Here is a 15226-nt window from a genome sequence, read left to right as displayed (position 1 = left end):
CCTAAAAACTAAAAGAGCTATCTCGTTGAGATAGCTCTTTTTTTGTTTCAATTTTCTTGACTTTATATTTATTTCGAATTATCGCCGTATTAAATATCCATCCTTAAGTAGGCGAAGTAAAACTTAAAATCGTTTACTGTTTTACCACTCGAACAGTCTGTTCTTCAAATTGTGAAACAACTTTCACCAAGTAAACTCCAGTTTCATATCGTTCTAAATCAACAGCTATATCTTTCTTATTTACTTTTCTTCCTCCCACCCTTTGACCATAGATGTTATAAATCTCAATTTCTTCAATAATCTGATCTGAAGTGATGGTAACAATTTTATTCGTAGGATTTGGATAAACATTAATTTTAGCTGATTTTTCAAAATCATGAATCGAAAGTAACTCAACACCCAATAAGGCAATATTATTCATGATTACTTCATCGCTATTATCCGCAGTCATATCACTACCATCAAAACGCATTCTAATTTTAAAATTCGGATTATTGTTGGCCAAGGCTACGTTTGTAAAATCAAAAGTTAAGACTTCATAAGCTCCAGTAATTGCCATCACAGGATTTGTCATATCATCATCAATCCATTGTGAACCATCCCAGTAATCGACAAGAATACTTTCAGCGGCTCCATTAGACATTACAGCTAGTGATAATGCTATATCTTGCAAATCATTGGTTGGCACATTAAAAATCAGATGATTTTCTAAGCCATTTGATCTAAAAGGTTGTCTTACTTGAACCCCTTTAATATCAGCATTGGCGTAAGGAACATTATTGTTTGCTTCACTAAAATAATTCAGTGAAGTAGGCTCATTTTTTCTTTCAAATGATGCCTTTCTCCAACTTTGGTGCGTTGGTGTAAATGGATAACCTGCCAAACAAGAGTTATACTCAATTGATGCGGCAAGATTATTATCTGCATACGACACATTAACATTTTCAAATGGAGTATCATTTGGTGTTTCTCCATCAAACATCCAGAAGTAAACCATTTCTTGAGGGTTAGAAATAGGAATAAAGTTTGCTTGTATTTGTTGATCATTTGTTGCTGTAACAGTAATTACAGGATTCGTTCCTGTTTGATCACCTGACCAATGTGAAAACATATATCCTGGCAATGCTTTTGCTTCCAACCTAACTGGAATATTATGAAAGTATTGTCCTATCCAAGGGTAAGGGTTTTGCGGCACACCAGGTGTTGATTCCTCAATATCAATGGTATTGATTTTTATAAAACCTTCGGTATCACTCGATACATCCAATTCAAAATCTACAATACTATTGATGGAAAAGTAACTTTTAACTTCATCTCTTTGAATTCCTGGTCTATTTGTTCCCCAATCTAATAATTCTTGTTGTTCCGAGGATTTGTAAAAGTCTACACGTGGAAATCTGTTTTCATCTTCAAGTAAATAGGGATTAACCTCATTAAAAACATCATTTACAACATTGTTGAAATAAGTTGTTCCCAAAACTGTATTCATCACATCGGCAAATCGATTAATAAATTGATTTTTAAAACCCTGATTCTCTATTAAATTACCAAACATCTTTCTATAATCAGAGCCTGTTGTATCTAAATAATGTTCAAGCCAATTGATATTAGGCTGCATAGCGGCTTCAAAATCTTGCACTGTAATACGCCATTTTCCATCTCCATAACCACCGTTTTCAGGAACTCTCGCACGCCAAAACTTTCTTTCAAAACTATTATTTGCTGAAAATATTTCCATTATTTCATGATCAATAAAAGTTGTCATATCCAGAATATCTTCAACTTGATCATAAAGAGCTTGGTTTGACATATCATTATCGCGAATAAAGTCACGCATACTTATAAAATCAGTAAAATCTGAACTAATCCCTTCATCCAAACCACAATTAGCCCCTTTACAATCTATTATTGCAATATTGTCAACGTTTAAGTCATAATTAAACTCAAAATACCTGTCATCTATCCTATCGCGAAAAGCTGTTAATCCCCAGAACTCCCCATTAAAGAAATGAACAGCTGGTTGAATACGAGTCGCTCCGCTATATATCGGTTGCATTGCTGTATTAAAAACCACATCGTAAGCAATTGAACCACCCGAACCATCTCCTCTAAGCATTAATCGCTTAAACTCTGTGTTGGGAACCGGAGCATCAAAAATATCCTTTTTGAAAATATCATGCTGAAATGTACTATTTGTATCATATTCACTTCGCGCATACAACCTAAGGTTTTTAATTCCCAACGACCTTGAGTTATTACCGTGAATTCGCATTCCTGCATTAATATTAATCACAGGGTCTAATAAAGCCGCAGAAGATTCAAAGATTTCGATATTTGCAGGATACTCCCAGGCACTACCACTTCGCCAATAGTTATTCCATTGCGGACGGTAATACTGATTATTATTTGGATTATTTGCACGCCATGTATCAAAATCTACACCTGCATTATAGATTCCATCATCATAATCAAATAAATTTCGCTCATTGGTTTGTATTGAAATTAATGGAATATTATATGGATTCCCTCCTGACCAAACAAAAAATGTTTTAGATGTAACCGTGGATGCTATTCCGTTAACATAAGCACGTGCACGAACTACAAACCCTTTTCTCACCGGATTTATTGGAACATAAATATCATGTTGACGCGTATTTTTTGCAGCCATATCGTCTGGATCAACGGAACGATCGTAAACATTAATCACAGAAGAATATTGAATGGACTCATGTGAATCTGTCAGCATTGGTCCTGGTGTTCCATTTACTTGTGTAGGGTATTCATTTTTATATTCATAATTTACTCCACCAACATCACTTAGCTTTGGTTCTGAACCATCTGTTGTATACACTATTGTAGCATTTGGATTAGCATGAGTTAATGTAAGGTCAAAACCTGCTGTAAACAGTCCTGATTCATGTGAAAAAGTTGGTGGGAGAAGTAACTCATTTAGTCCTGTTCCTAAATTGGAAGATCCAGGAGTACTCGAATAAAAATACTTCCATGCTCCCGTTCCGTCTGGTTGTCTTCCGTAAGAGACATCTGCTTGTAGTGCCACACCAGTCGTTTGATCAATCATCATTCCTGAAGGCTCTGTCAATTGCAAGTCTTCTCCTCCAGAACTAATACTGAAGTTAGTGTGTAATTCTTGTCCAACAACACTTCTGTCTTTTCCTGAAGCGTACACAAGTAAAAAATCTCCTGGCTGAATAGTTTCTGCTGGAAACATCCATTTAAATGGAAGGGTGATATCATCTGAAAGACCATATCCGTTTAAATTAATGGCTGTCCCACCATAATTATAAATTTCTATCCAATCTGAGAAATCTCCGTCCTCATCATCAATAACCGTATTGTTAGAAGCCATGACTTCATTGATTGCGATATCTTGTGCTGATACTTGAGACACAACAAAAAGTGCAAATACAATTGATTTTAGGTGTGATTTGAAAAAGTTTATTCTTTTCATTTTGGGTGGTGATTTTATATTATAAAATGTAATGTAAAATACTATTTACATGGCAAATATAAAGAAAAATAATTCTTTGCCTAAAGTCAATATTTCTTAAAACTAACTCTGTAAACTAATTAACCTTAAAGAAAACTTAAAAGGGTTTAGCGATATTTAGATTCCGCGTGTTTTGAGGGCCTACTAGAAATAGAAAAGCAAATCCTTTTAGATCCAATTTTTAGAAAAAATCACAAAAAAATGAGTGCACTATAAGCACACTCATTTCAATATGTAAAAACTTATTATCTTACAATGACTTGGTACGTCCACCATCAACTGGAACATTAATTCCATTGATATAACTTGCCGCCGGACTTGCTAAAAAAGCCACTGCATTCGCTACTTCTTGAGGTTCTGCAATTCGTTTCATTGGAGACATTGATGCCATATTGTCCAGTATCTCTTTATAATCGATTCCATCAGATTGTGCCGCTTTATTCTCAGCAATAGATTGTAATCGAACCGTATTTGTTGCACCTGGCAATACGTTATTTACAGTAATATTAAATTGTCCCAACTCATTGGCCAATGTTTTACTCCAGTTTGCAACTGCTCCACGAATGGTATTTGAAACACCTAACCCATCTAATGGTTGTTTTACAGATGTAGAAATTACATTTACAATTCTTCCGTAACCTTCTTCTTTCATTCCAGGATAAAGCGCTTGAACAAGTACATGATTACATACCAAGTGATTATTAAAAGCAGAGATAAACTCCTCCACTTTTGCCTCTCTAATTAGCCCTCCTTTTGGCCCACCTGTATTGTTAAGTAAGATATGAGCTTTGTTTTCACTCGCCCAGTTTTTGATTTTCTTTTCTAAATCCTTTGGGTTAGAAAAATCAGCAACGATATAATCATTTTTAGCATTTTCATTCAATTCCGCAAGAACTGATTTTAATTTATCTTCATTTCTAGCAATCAAAGTAATTGACGCTCCCATTTTAGACAAAGTTAAAGCTGATTCTTTTCCAATACCTTGGGTACTACCACAAACAACTGCGTGTCTTCCTGTTAAATCAATGTTCATATCTACTTATTCTACAGTTACTGATTTCGCTAAATTTCTTGGCTGATCAACATTTGCCCCTCTCATTACGGCAACATAATATGAAATCAATTGAAGCGGAATGGTTGTCAATAAAGGTGTTAAATTCTCATCTGTATCTGGAATTTCAATACAATGATCTGCCATTTCCTTAACTTGCTCATCACCTTCAGTTATCACAGCGATGATCTTTCCTTTTCGTGCTTTAACCTCTTGAATATTACTTACCACCTTCTCATAAGAAGGACCTTGAGTTGCAATAACGAATACAGGCATTTCCTCATCAATCAATGCAATAGGACCATGTTTCATCTCTGCTGCTGGATAACCTTCTGCGTGAATGTAAGATATCTCTTTAAGTTTCAATGCCCCTTCTAATGCTACAGGGAAAGAGTTTCCTCTACCAAGATATAACGCGTTTGAAGCGTCTTTATATGCTGCTGCAATCTCCTCCAACTGATCAGCCTTTTCTAAAATTTTAGCAACTTTATTTGGTATTAAATCTAATTCTGTAATGATTTTACGGAATTCAGATTCAATGATTGTACCTTTTTTACGCGCTATTGTCAACGCCATTAAAGTTAAAACTGTCACCTGAGCAGTAAATGCCTTTGTAGAGGCAACACCAATCTCTGGTCCAGCATGAGTATATGATCCAGCATCTGTTACACGAGAGATCGAAGAACCAACAACATTACAAATCCCTAAAATAGTTGCTCCTTTAGATTTTGCTAAATCCAATGCAGCTAAGGTATCAGCCGTTTCACCTGATTGCGAAATTGCGATAACAATATCATCTTCATTAATGATTGGATTTCTATATCTGAATTCAGATGCATACTCTACTTCTACTGGAATTCTTGTTAAGTCTTCAAACAAATACTCACCAACCAATGCAGCGTGCCATGATGTTCCACATGCCACCATGATAATTCTTTTGGCTTTGGTCAATTGTTTTTCGTAATCTTTAATTCCTCCAAGACCTACCCAGCCTTCATCAAGGTTCAATCTTCCTCTAAAACAATCTTGAATAGATCGAGGTTGTTCGTGAATTTCTTTCAACATAAAGTGTTCATATCCACCTTTCTCAATAGCTTCAAGTTGCATTTCAAGCTTTTGAATATATGGTGTCTTTTCTTTATTTTGAATACTAAAAATTCTCAACCCTTCATTTCTATCTACTATGGCGATTTCTTCATCCTCCATGTAAACTACTTCATTGGTGTACTCAATGATTGGAGTAGCATCTGAGGCCAAATAAAAATCGCCTTGTTTACCAATTCCAACAACCAATGGACTAGACTTACGTGCAGCGATCAATTGATTTGGATTGTCTTTACTTACAACAACAATAGCATAAGCACCAATTACACTATTAAGCGCAATTCGAACCGCTTCTGCCGTTTTTACATTTTCTTTTTTCTTGATATCATCAATCAAATGAATCAATACTTCTGTATCTGTTTCACTTTTGAATTCATAACCTCTAGAAATTAATTCTTCCTTCAGAGAATCATAATTTTCAATAATTCCATTGTGAATCAAAGCCATTTCTCCATCGGAAGAAACATGTGGATGTGCATTTACGTTATTTGGCAAACCATGGGTAGCCCAACGCGTATGACCAATTCCAATTGTACCCGTCGTATCATGATCAGCAGCGAAATTTTCCAATTCCGAAACTTTCCCTTGACGTTTGTAATTATTTAGGTTGGTATCATCATTTAATACTGCAATTCCAGCACTATCATAACCTCTATACTCAAGCCTTTTAAGACCTTTTAAAATAATTGGAAAAGCCTGTTCTTTCCCAATATAAGCTACAATTCCACACATAATGTTAAAGTTTTTAAGTTAGTTTAAAGTACCGTATATACAATACTCAGTTTAGGTTTGTTCTTATTCATTGTATTTACACCGTTAAGAATAATTCTTTCGGCAGTTGTAATATAATTTCTTGGTGAGATAAAAATACCGGTATTTGGTACATCACCTTGTAAAACCAATTGGATATAATCTCTTAAATCTATCTGATATGATTTACTAGAACTATTATACTGAACTCCACTTGTTTTAATAAGGTATTTATCCCCGTCTGAAAGTGCATCGGCACTAACATTTATTGTTGTACTTGGGTAATAATTACTCCCTAAATAATAATTCACAGGAAGCTCCAATGTTGCCTCGTGAATAATAATATTATCTGGTAAAGAGTCTATAGAACTAAACTCGACTTTTGCCAATGTAGAAAAGGCTTGAACGTAATATTCTGTTTGTCCAAGTGTTGGATCATTGATAACTTGTTCAACTTTAGTCCCTGTAAAATCTGTATCTACATGATTATAATCAACAGCAGAACCATTGATAATAAAATCGTAAAAAGATGATTCTCCATTTTTAGTATAGTATACCGTTAATTTTGAGGCAGCTTCTGAGGAAGCCAAATAAACGATAGAACCTTCTCCAGGCGAATTCATTGAATTATTCACTTTAAAATGAAGCCCTTTAAAGCTTTGAAGAAAGTCTTCATCCGTTGAGGCATTCTGAGCATAACCAAGTAAATCACGGGCAAAATTGGTGTCCAATGGAATTCTTAACTGAGGATCTAAAGTGTCATCTCCAACCACTGTCATACTTTCGGTATCAGGGGTAATTAGACCTTCATTATTTAAAGTCGGAACTAAGTTTTGTGAAAAGACATTTGTAGTTGACGTTCTCAAATAACTTGAGTCTCTAGTCAATTCATCTTGAATTTCATAAACTTCGAACAATTGCTCATTTAAATCACCGTAATATCCTCCATATTCGAAAGCCATTACCGCAGAATCTATGGTAATTTGCGTTAAATCCCCGAAATCTGGAGAAAACCCAGACAAGGTTAATTGGGTATAAAAGTTGGCATCAACCGTTCCAAAAACCTCATCGTTATAACTCCCTATTAAGTTAAAGGCAGGATCCATTGAAAAAATAGAATCTTGTTCAACTGTTGAGGTTTTTAACTGAAAAGTATCTACACCTTTTGAATTCATTAAGGTTTCAGAAGACAATGCATCTGAACCTACAGCACTTCTCTTCTTTTTACAAGAAGTAAATGCGATACTCAAACAAAAAAAAGCAGCGAAAAATATAGATATTTCTCGCCACGTTCTTAATTTATTATTTTTTATCCTTGTCATCATTGAATCAATGCTTCTTCGTCTATCACTTTATCAAAGAATTCACTCATTACCTTTGGTTGAACTTCTTCTGATTCGTAATCTAACTTTAGCTTATCAGAATCTTCAAAGGCTTTTTGCAAATCTTCGTTGATAGAAGCACTACCCATAACTACTCCATCAGAATAGTCTATGGCAGCTTTGTTTAAACTGGTAAAATCACCTGCCTTTATCGACTCTACAATATCGTCGTTAAAGCCTTCAAATTTAAGTTTTTCATCAAACCTCCCCTCCCAATTTTTGTTAAACTCATTGTTATACAAAGAGTATACAACTTTTGTGTCAGAGAAGTGCGGATCATTCTTGTAGATATCTTTTACATACATTGGCATAAGCGACGTCATCCAACCATGACAGTGAATAATATCTGGTTTCCAACCTAACTTTTTCACTGTTTCAAGAACCCCTCTACAGAAGAACATTGATCTTTCATCATTATCTTCGAATTCCACCTCTTTATCATTTGAGAAGACTCCTTTACGCTTAAAGTACTCATCATTATCAATAAAATACACCTGCATACGTGCAGTTGGAATTGATGCTACTTTAATAATTAAGGGATGGTCCATGTCATCAACAATAAGATTCATTCCTGACAATCTAATTACTTCGTGTAATTGGTGACGTCTTTCATTAATAACCCCAAATCGAGGCATAAAAACTCTGATCTCTTTACCTCCCTCTTGAACTCCTTGCGGAAGTTTACGGGCAGCAACTGAAACCTCTGACTTTGGTAAAAACGGGTTAATCTCTTGCGAAACAAAAAGGATTTTCTTTTTCTCCATGAAATGTATTTTGGTAAAACGTGTACAAAAATATAAAAAAAAATTCGGATTTTCAGCATAAAAAGATAGTTTTGCTGTTTTGCTTTAAATTTAGTTTCAGAAACATTGATACAATTACACAGCATAGACGATCTTGACGCTCAACTTCATCAATTAAGGGAAACTGGTCACAAAATAGGTTTTGTCCCTACAATGGGCGCCCTTCATAACGGACACATCTCTTTAATTCACAAAGCTAAATCAGAATGCGAGGTGGTTATCGTGAGCATATTTGTTAATCCTACGCAATTCAACAACCCAACAGATCTTGAAAATTATCCAAGAACTGAACGTCAAGACATCCAGCTTTTAGAAGAAAATGATTGTGATTTCGTCTTTTTACCGACTGTTGAGGAAATGTACCCACCAAATTATGTCCCAAAAAAGATTGATCTGAGTCTTTTAGAAAACACCATGGAAGGTAAACACCGACCTGGACACTTCGATGGCGTGGTGAATATCGTGTCGAGATTCTTTGATCTTATCAAGCCTCACAAAGCATATTTCGGAAGAAAGGATTTTCAGCAGGTTGCAGTAATTAAAGCAATGGTCAAACAACTTAAGTTTGCTGTAGAAATAGAAGTTGTTGAAACGAAAAGAAGACCGAACGGACTTGCTATGAGCAGCAGAAACATGCGACTCAATGAAGAAGAATTAGAACAAGCACTAATCATTGCGCAGGTTTTAAACAAAGGAAAAACTTGGTCAGAATCTTATGCCCCAAGCACAACCTTAAGTAAGATGAAACAGTATTTTGAAGAAAGTAAGCTTGAGCTTGAATATCTTCAAATTGTACACCCAGAAACCCTCAATGATTTAAATCAATACTGGGTGCCCGGAGCAACAGCATGTATTGCTGCATTTTGCGGGAATGTTAGATTAATTGACAATATGGAATTGGTTCCAAATAATGAAAACGAATAATTATGTTTACTGGTATAGTTGAAGGTCTAGGAACAATAAAGAACATTGAAAAAGAAGGAACAAACATTCACTTCACTTTATCATGCCCTTTTACCGACGAATTGAAAATCGACCAAAGTTTAGCCCATAATGGAGTTTGTCTTACTGTTGTAAAAATTGAAGGAGACGAATACACAGTAACTGCAATTGATGAGACCCTTTTGAAAACAGATCTTGGTAGCTGGGAATTAGGCGACAAAGTAAACCTAGAACGTTGTATGCCAGCTCATGGACGATTTGACGGCCACATTGTTCAAGGCCATGTTGACACTACTGGAAAATGTATAAGCATCGAAGAAAAAGATGGTAGTTGGATATTTACATTTCAATACAACTCAAAAGACATCACTGTTGAAAAAGGATCGATTACTGTAAATGGCGCAAGTCTAACAGTTGTAAACTCACAAGAAAATCAATTTTCAGTTCACATTATTCCTTACACATACGAACATACACAGTTTCACAGCTTGAAAGAAGGTGATTTTGTAAATTTAGAATTTGACATTTTAGGAAAGTATATTGCGAAGATGTTTAAAGGGAGAGAATAAATAAAAATGATAAATGAAGAATGAAAAATTCAGTTGAATTGGGTGTTTTCATCACTTCATTTCTCATCCTGTTTCTCACTCTGAAATAAATGCGGGACAAATAATTACGAATTAGTTAACTTTCGAATTGGAATCAGATTTCTCAGTCACTACGTTCCATCGAAATGTTGGAGAAATCTTAAACAAAAATTAATTACGATTCGAAAGTTTTCAGATTGAATGCAAAACTAATTACAGATATTAAAAAGATTGTAAGTTTCATAAGATTTGATTTTTGGTTTAAGAACTATCGAACAATTACTTTCTGTCTGTAATGTTTCGTTTCACTGACTACTTCAACAGTATAAAACCCTTTTGATAAATTAGGTGTTGAAACTGTACAACTTTTTGTGTTTTCAATAATCGAATACATTACCTCTATTTCTTTACCCAGATTATCATAAAGTTTAACTTCATCAATTCTCGCAATTCCATCAGCTTGAATTGTAAAAGTATTTCCTGTTAGGGGGTTAGGATAAATTTTAATATTCGGATTTTTTTCATTTTTAATCAAACTTGCTGTTTGACAAAATTGAGAATTAGAATCTCCCCCAAAAACCATTGTGTCTCTTAAAATTAACGTATCTGTTTGACTAGTATATGTTGCTTCATATTCACAAGGACAAAGCCCGAAAAGACCGTAATATAAAATAGGAGTAAAAGGATGCAATCCACCTATTCCTTCTATTAGATAATCTATCCATTGGTCATCCATAGGATGAATCGAATACCTAACCTTGTCAACATTGTTAATTTGAATTGTATCAATTTCAGCAATTGAAAAGGTCACATTTTTTGATGAATTCGTAAAAGAGACAGTATCTCCAACAACAACCGTGTCAAGTACATCAAAATCATATAAAAGAAAGTATTCATCAAGTGGATAACCTGAAGGATTATTAAAATCAGGAAAGAAAACAAATTGAGAGGCTATTGTAAGATTATTTGAATTTACTCTCAACCAAGTTTTTCGACCATCTATCCATAAATTAGCGAAAACATTCCCTGCTACATCTTTTACTCTTAAAGTATCAGAGATAGGGTCATCCGAAAACACTGTTAAATGTTCAAATTGATTAAGGCCTTCAAAATCCCATGCATGAGTGCAAATTTCAGCTTTATAACTTGTGAGGTTAGTAAAAATACTATCACTTTGTGCACTGATTGAAAACGCATTAATAATAGCTAAAATCCAAATTAATATTTTGTTAGTATTCATAATAGTTGCGTTTTTTATTAAACATATAAAATTGTACTACCTGTAAAAATCAATCATTTATAATATAGGTCAAAATAAAATGACATGATTTTCACAATTAAGAATCATTCTCTTATACAAGTTCAAACATAATTGCATTGATTTCAGTACTTCATTCGGATACCTTCGGTTTTATTTTTGCATACTTAATATCTCAAAACTGTCGCTGTAATGGAACGCGGATTTAGAACTAAATGAAATGTTGGAGAAAGCTAAATAATTACGAATTAGTTAACTTTCGAATTGGAATCAGATTTCTCAGTCACTACGTTCCATCGAAATGTTGGAGAAATCTTAAACAAAAATTAATTACGATTCGAAAGTTTTCAGATTGAATGCAAAACTAAAAATGCAAAATTCAGTTCAAGCGAATTTTGCATTTTTCATTGATCATTTTTCATTAATCCCATTTAACCTACATCCAATCCTTCTTCAAGCGTTTCTCCACTTTCTTCAGTAGCTTCTTCATTACGGCATCTTTTGAACCTACGGTTCCTGTGCGGATCATTTCATAATGAACTGGCTTCATATCTCTGTAAAAAGTAAAAGTGAAAGTCACATTTGCAGCACTTTCTCTATATAAAGGATATAAATGCCCAGCACTTAACTCTTCTTTAATTGATTTAATATTCTCTGAAGGTCTAAATCGGTTATTATATCCACGAATAGAAACAAGTAAGTAAGTATCGAAACCTTCTTCTTCAAGTGCTTTTCGAATTGAATCTTGCACCAAAGTTGTATCAGAACCTCTTTGTTTCACAACATTTAAAGATGCTTTTGATTTTATACCATACTGATTAAATAATTGAAGCAAACCGACTTCTAAAGTATATTGATCAGACAATTCATCTTGCTGTCCAACCACCAAAACGTTCTTCAAGTTTAAATCTTCCACATTTTGAGCGAAAGAAAAACAAGAGATCAATAAAACAGAGCTAAGTGTTAAAAATAGATTTTTCATGTTGTTTAATATTTTAAAATAATTCTGAAGCAATTTGTTTCACCTCAGATGAATTAGTCATCGTATAATAATGGATACACGGTACGCCAGCTGCTTTCAACTCTTTTGATTGCTGAATTCCCCATTCAATCCCCACCTGTTTAACTTCTTCATTCGTTTTACATTTCAGCAATTCTGAAGACAATTCTGTCGGTAAATCAATATGGAAGAATTTCGGCAAGAAAGAAATATGTCTTAAATTAGAAATTGGTTTTAAACCTGGAATAATTGGAACATTAATACCAACCTCACGACATTTCTTTACAAAATCAAAGTACTTTTGGTTATCATAAAACAATTGAGTTACGATATAATCAGCACCCATATCTACTTTTTGTTTTAAGTATTGCAAATCTGTTGCCATATTCATTGCCTCGAAATGTTTTTCGGGATAACCGGCAGCGCCAACACAAAAATCAGTCGGTTCTAACTGAATTTCGTCCATTGTGTATTGCCCCTTATTCATGTTTTGAATTTGTTCAATCAACTCAACGGCATATTTATGTCCTTTTACTGCTGGCTTGAAAGTAACCTCAGTTTTGATAGGGTCTCCTCGAAGCGCCAAAACATTATCAATACCTAAAAATTGTAAATCAATTAATGCATTCTCAGTGTCTTCTTTACTAAATCCTCCACAAATTAAATGAGGAACCGCATCAACGTGGTATTTATTCATAATTGCAGCACAGATTCCAACTGTTCCTGGTCTTTTCCTAATGGACACCTTTTCGAGTAAACCTTTATCACGTTCTTTATAAACAAACTCCTCGCGGTGATATGTAACATTGATAAACTTTGGTTTAAACTCCATTAAAGGATCTATACCATTATAGATTGACTGAATACTCTTCCCTTTTAACGGAGGAAGAATTTCAAAGGAGAAGAGCGTATCCTTTGCTTCGTTTATATGATCTATTACCTTCATTGAATTTAGTTTTAGCAAGACAAAAGTAAGAATAGCCTTTAGATTTAAGATCTAAAAATCAATCAATCCTATTATTTTTTCATAAAAAACTCAACCAACTTCAAATCAAAAGGTGTCGTAATCTTAATGTTCTCTTCATTTCCTTCGGTTAGCTGTACTTTTTTTCCTGAAGCCTCTACTAAACTTGCATCATCAGTAACTTTCGAAGAGAATTCTATCAAATAGGCTTCTCGAAGGATTTCAGCACGAAAGGCTTGAGGTGTTTGAACTTCCCAATAATTTGCGCGATCAATATGTTTACTCTCATTTTTAGTTCCTTTTCTCAAGGTACTTTTAATGGGTAAAACAGGTACTGCTGCACCATCTTCAATCGCTTTATTAATTACATTTTCAATTGTGAAGTCATTAACTAAAGGTCGAACAGCATCATGTACTAAAACAATCTCTCCTGTTGCATTTTTCAAAGCATTTTGAATTGAATGATAGCGCTCTTTTCCTCCTTCAACAATTGAGTGTGGGATTTCAAAACCATGCTTTTGACAAAGTTCTTTCCAAAACCCAATGAATGAAGAAGGCAAGGATATAATTATTTCAAAAGTCTTATCGTAATCATAAAACCGATTAATGGTATGCATCAAAATGGGCAATCCACAGACTTCCAGATATTGTTTTGGCAAATCACTTCCCATTCGTTTTCCAATTCCACCGGCAGTTATAATTACAGATTTTTTCATAAAACGAAGTTAAAAGAAAAGTCGCTATTCAAAACTGAATAACGACTTAATATTTTTGTATAAGATTATCTTTCGATTAGAGGATCAACATCACGTCACCGTAAGAATAGAATCTGTACTTCTCTTTTATTGCTTCTTGATATGCTTTCAACATCAACTCGTGACCTAAAAATGCAGACACCATCATCAACAATGTAGAAGAAGGCGTGTGAAAGTTTGTAATCATTGAATCAGCGATACTAAAGTCATAAGGAGGAAAAATAAATTTATTTGTCCAACCTTCGTATGGTTTTAGCATACCGTCCGTAGAAACAGATGTTTCGATTGTACGCATCGAAGTTGTTCCAACAGCACAAACACGCTTTTTATTTTTCTTTGCTTTATTCACAATATCAGCTGCTTCCTGAGTGATTTCAGCTTGTTCTGAATCCATTTTATGCTTCGTTAAATCTTCAACCTCAACAGGTCTAAAAGTCCCTAACCCAACATGTAAAGTGATTTCTGAGAAACTAATACCTTTAAGCTCTAACCTTTTCAGTAGTTGCTTTGAGAAGTGCATCCCTGCAGTTGGCGCCGCTACAGCTCCCTCTTCTTTGGCGTAAATTGTTTGAAAACGCTCAGCATCTTCTGGTTCAACTTCACGATCAATATATTTTGGAAGTGGAGTCTCTCCTAATTCATCAATCTTGTTTTTGAATTCTTCGTAAGTTCCGTCGTATAAAAAACGTAAGGTACGTCCTCTTGAAGTTGTATTATCGATTACCTCAGCAACCAATGATTCATCTTCTCCAAAATACAATTTATTTCCGATACGAATTTTTCTAGCAGGATCTACCAAAACATCCCATAACAAAGATTCTCTGTTGAGTTCTCTCAGCAAGAATACTTCGATTTTGGCTCCAGTTTTTTCTTTATTACCGTATAAACGTGCAGGAAATACTTTAGTATTATTACGTACCATTACATCACCTTCATCAAAATAATTGATGACGTCTTTAAATAATCGATGTTCAATTTCACCTGTTTCACGATGAATAACCATCATGCGAGACTCGTCTCTATTTTCAACAGGGTGTTTAGCGATGAGCTCTTCGGGCAATTCGAAGTCAAACTCAGAAAGTTTCATTTTATTCAAATCGTACTCTTTTTTTTAAGGGTTAC

12 protein-coding genes are annotated in these 15226 nt (G+C 34.4%); 2 read left to right on the top strand and 10 right to left on the bottom strand.

All coding sequences use genetic code 11. The annotated features are described in order from the left end of the window. Window positions 1-133: 133 nt before the first annotated feature. From DXU93_RS12470 to DXU93_RS12450, 5 genes are all read right to left on the bottom strand, one after another. Window positions 134-3469: a CotH kinase family protein gene (locus DXU93_RS12470; RefSeq protein WP_116881630.1), complete on the bottom strand. Its 3336-nt coding sequence runs from the start codon at window positions 3467-3469 to the stop codon at window positions 134-136. A 289-nt stretch (window positions 3470-3758) separates the two neighbouring features. After that, window positions 3759-4541, bottom strand: a complete 783-nt coding sequence (locus DXU93_RS12465) for an SDR family oxidoreductase (protein ID WP_116881629.1) — start codon at window positions 4539-4541, stop codon at window positions 3759-3761. Between the two features lie 6 nt (window positions 4542-4547). Beyond that, on the bottom strand, window positions 4548-6395 hold the full coding sequence (glmS, locus tag DXU93_RS12460; RefSeq protein ID WP_116881628.1) for a glutamine--fructose-6-phosphate transaminase (isomerizing): 1848 nt from the start codon (window positions 6393-6395) through the stop codon (window positions 4548-4550). Window positions 6396-6418: 23 nt separating this feature from the next. Then, entirely contained in the window at window positions 6419-7735 is a 1317-nt protein-coding gene (locus DXU93_RS12455; protein ID WP_165851406.1) for a DUF4270 family protein, read from the bottom strand. Then, a complete protein-coding gene (locus tag DXU93_RS12450) occupies window positions 7735-8559 on the bottom strand; it encodes a glycogen/starch synthase (protein ID WP_116881626.1) in 825 nt (274 codons plus the stop codon). Before DXU93_RS12450 ends, DXU93_RS12455 begins: the two co-directional genes overlap by 1 nt. A gap of 105 nt (window positions 8560-8664) precedes the next feature. Between DXU93_RS12450 and panC the strand changes: the two genes are divergently transcribed. Beyond that, window positions 8665-9522, top strand: a complete 858-nt coding sequence (panC, locus tag DXU93_RS12445) for a pantoate--beta-alanine ligase (protein WP_116881625.1) — start codon at window positions 8665-8667, stop codon at window positions 9520-9522. A gap of 2 nt (window positions 9523-9524) precedes the next feature. Further along, window positions 9525-10109, top strand: coding sequence for a riboflavin synthase (locus DXU93_RS12440; protein ID WP_116881624.1), 585 nt, complete (start codon window positions 9525-9527; stop codon window positions 10107-10109). 286 nt (window positions 10110-10395) lie between these two features. On the opposite strand, the gene DXU93_RS12435 is transcribed toward DXU93_RS12440, so the two are convergent. The 5 genes from DXU93_RS12435 to queA form a co-directional block, all read right to left on the bottom strand. Next, the gene (locus DXU93_RS12435) at window positions 10396-11367 is read right to left on the bottom strand and encodes a T9SS type A sorting domain-containing protein (protein WP_116881623.1); all 972 of its coding nucleotides are present in this window, start codon (window positions 11365-11367) and stop codon (window positions 10396-10398) included. A 454-nt stretch (window positions 11368-11821) separates the two neighbouring features. Beyond that, entirely contained in the window at window positions 11822-12367 is a 546-nt protein-coding gene (locus DXU93_RS12430; RefSeq protein WP_116881622.1) for a hypothetical protein, read from the bottom strand. Between the two features lie 13 nt (window positions 12368-12380). Then, the gene (gene metF / locus DXU93_RS12425) at window positions 12381-13331 is read right to left on the bottom strand and encodes a methylenetetrahydrofolate reductase [NAD(P)H] (protein ID WP_116881621.1); all 951 of its coding nucleotides are present in this window, start codon (window positions 13329-13331) and stop codon (window positions 12381-12383) included. A gap of 71 nt (window positions 13332-13402) precedes the next feature. Beyond that, a complete protein-coding gene (locus tag DXU93_RS12420) occupies window positions 13403-14065 on the bottom strand; it encodes a 2-C-methyl-D-erythritol 4-phosphate cytidylyltransferase (RefSeq protein ID WP_116881620.1) in 663 nt (220 codons plus the stop codon). 76 nt (window positions 14066-14141) lie between these two features. Continuing rightward, entirely contained in the window at window positions 14142-15191 is a 1050-nt protein-coding gene (gene queA / locus DXU93_RS12415) for a tRNA preQ1(34) S-adenosylmethionine ribosyltransferase-isomerase QueA (RefSeq protein WP_116881619.1), read from the bottom strand. Between the last annotated feature and the right edge of the window lie 35 nt (window positions 15192-15226).

It is taken from the genome of Brumimicrobium aurantiacum (assembly GCF_003402975.1).
GTDB lineage: Bacteria > Bacteroidota > Bacteroidia > Flavobacteriales_D > Crocinitomicaceae > Brumimicrobium > Brumimicrobium aurantiacum.
The sequence above is the reverse complement of the archived record's forward strand: the minus strand, read 5'-3'. Positions and strand labels throughout refer to the sequence as shown.

Excerpts from the sequence above, each read along its gene's own strand:
- DXU93_RS12470 (WP_116881630.1), bottom strand. The coding sequence starts at position 3,469 with ATGAAAAGAATAAACTTTTTCAAATCACACCTAAAATCAATTGTATTT.
- DXU93_RS12435 (WP_116881623.1), bottom strand. The coding sequence starts at position 11,367 with ATGAATACTAACAAAATATTAATTTGGATTTTAGCTATTATTAATGCG.
- DXU93_RS12420 (WP_116881620.1), bottom strand. The coding sequence starts at position 14,065 with ATGAAAAAATCTGTAATTATAACTGCCGGTGGAATTGGAAAACGAATG.
- DXU93_RS12455 (WP_165851406.1), bottom strand. The coding sequence starts at position 7,735 with ATGACAAGGATAAAAAATAATAAATTAAGAACGTGGCGAGAAATATCT.
- queA (WP_116881619.1), bottom strand. The coding sequence starts at position 15,191 with ATGAAACTTTCTGAGTTTGACTTCGAATTGCCCGAAGAGCTCATCGCT.
- DXU93_RS12430 (WP_116881622.1), bottom strand. The coding sequence starts at position 12,367 with ATGAAAAATCTATTTTTAACACTTAGCTCTGTTTTATTGATCTCTTGT.
- DXU93_RS12450 (WP_116881626.1), bottom strand. The coding sequence starts at position 8,559 with ATGGAGAAAAAGAAAATCCTTTTTGTTTCGCAAGAGATTAACCCGTTT.
- DXU93_RS12440 (WP_116881624.1), top strand. The coding sequence starts at position 9,525 with ATGTTTACTGGTATAGTTGAAGGTCTAGGAACAATAAAGAACATTGAA.
- DXU93_RS12465 (WP_116881629.1), bottom strand. The coding sequence starts at position 4,541 with ATGAACATTGATTTAACAGGAAGACACGCAGTTGTTTGTGGTAGTACC.
- metF (WP_116881621.1), bottom strand. The coding sequence starts at position 13,331 with ATGAAGGTAATAGATCATATAAACGAAGCAAAGGATACGCTCTTCTCC.
- glmS (WP_116881628.1), bottom strand. The coding sequence starts at position 6,395 with ATGTGTGGAATTGTAGCTTATATTGGGAAAGAACAGGCTTTTCCAATT.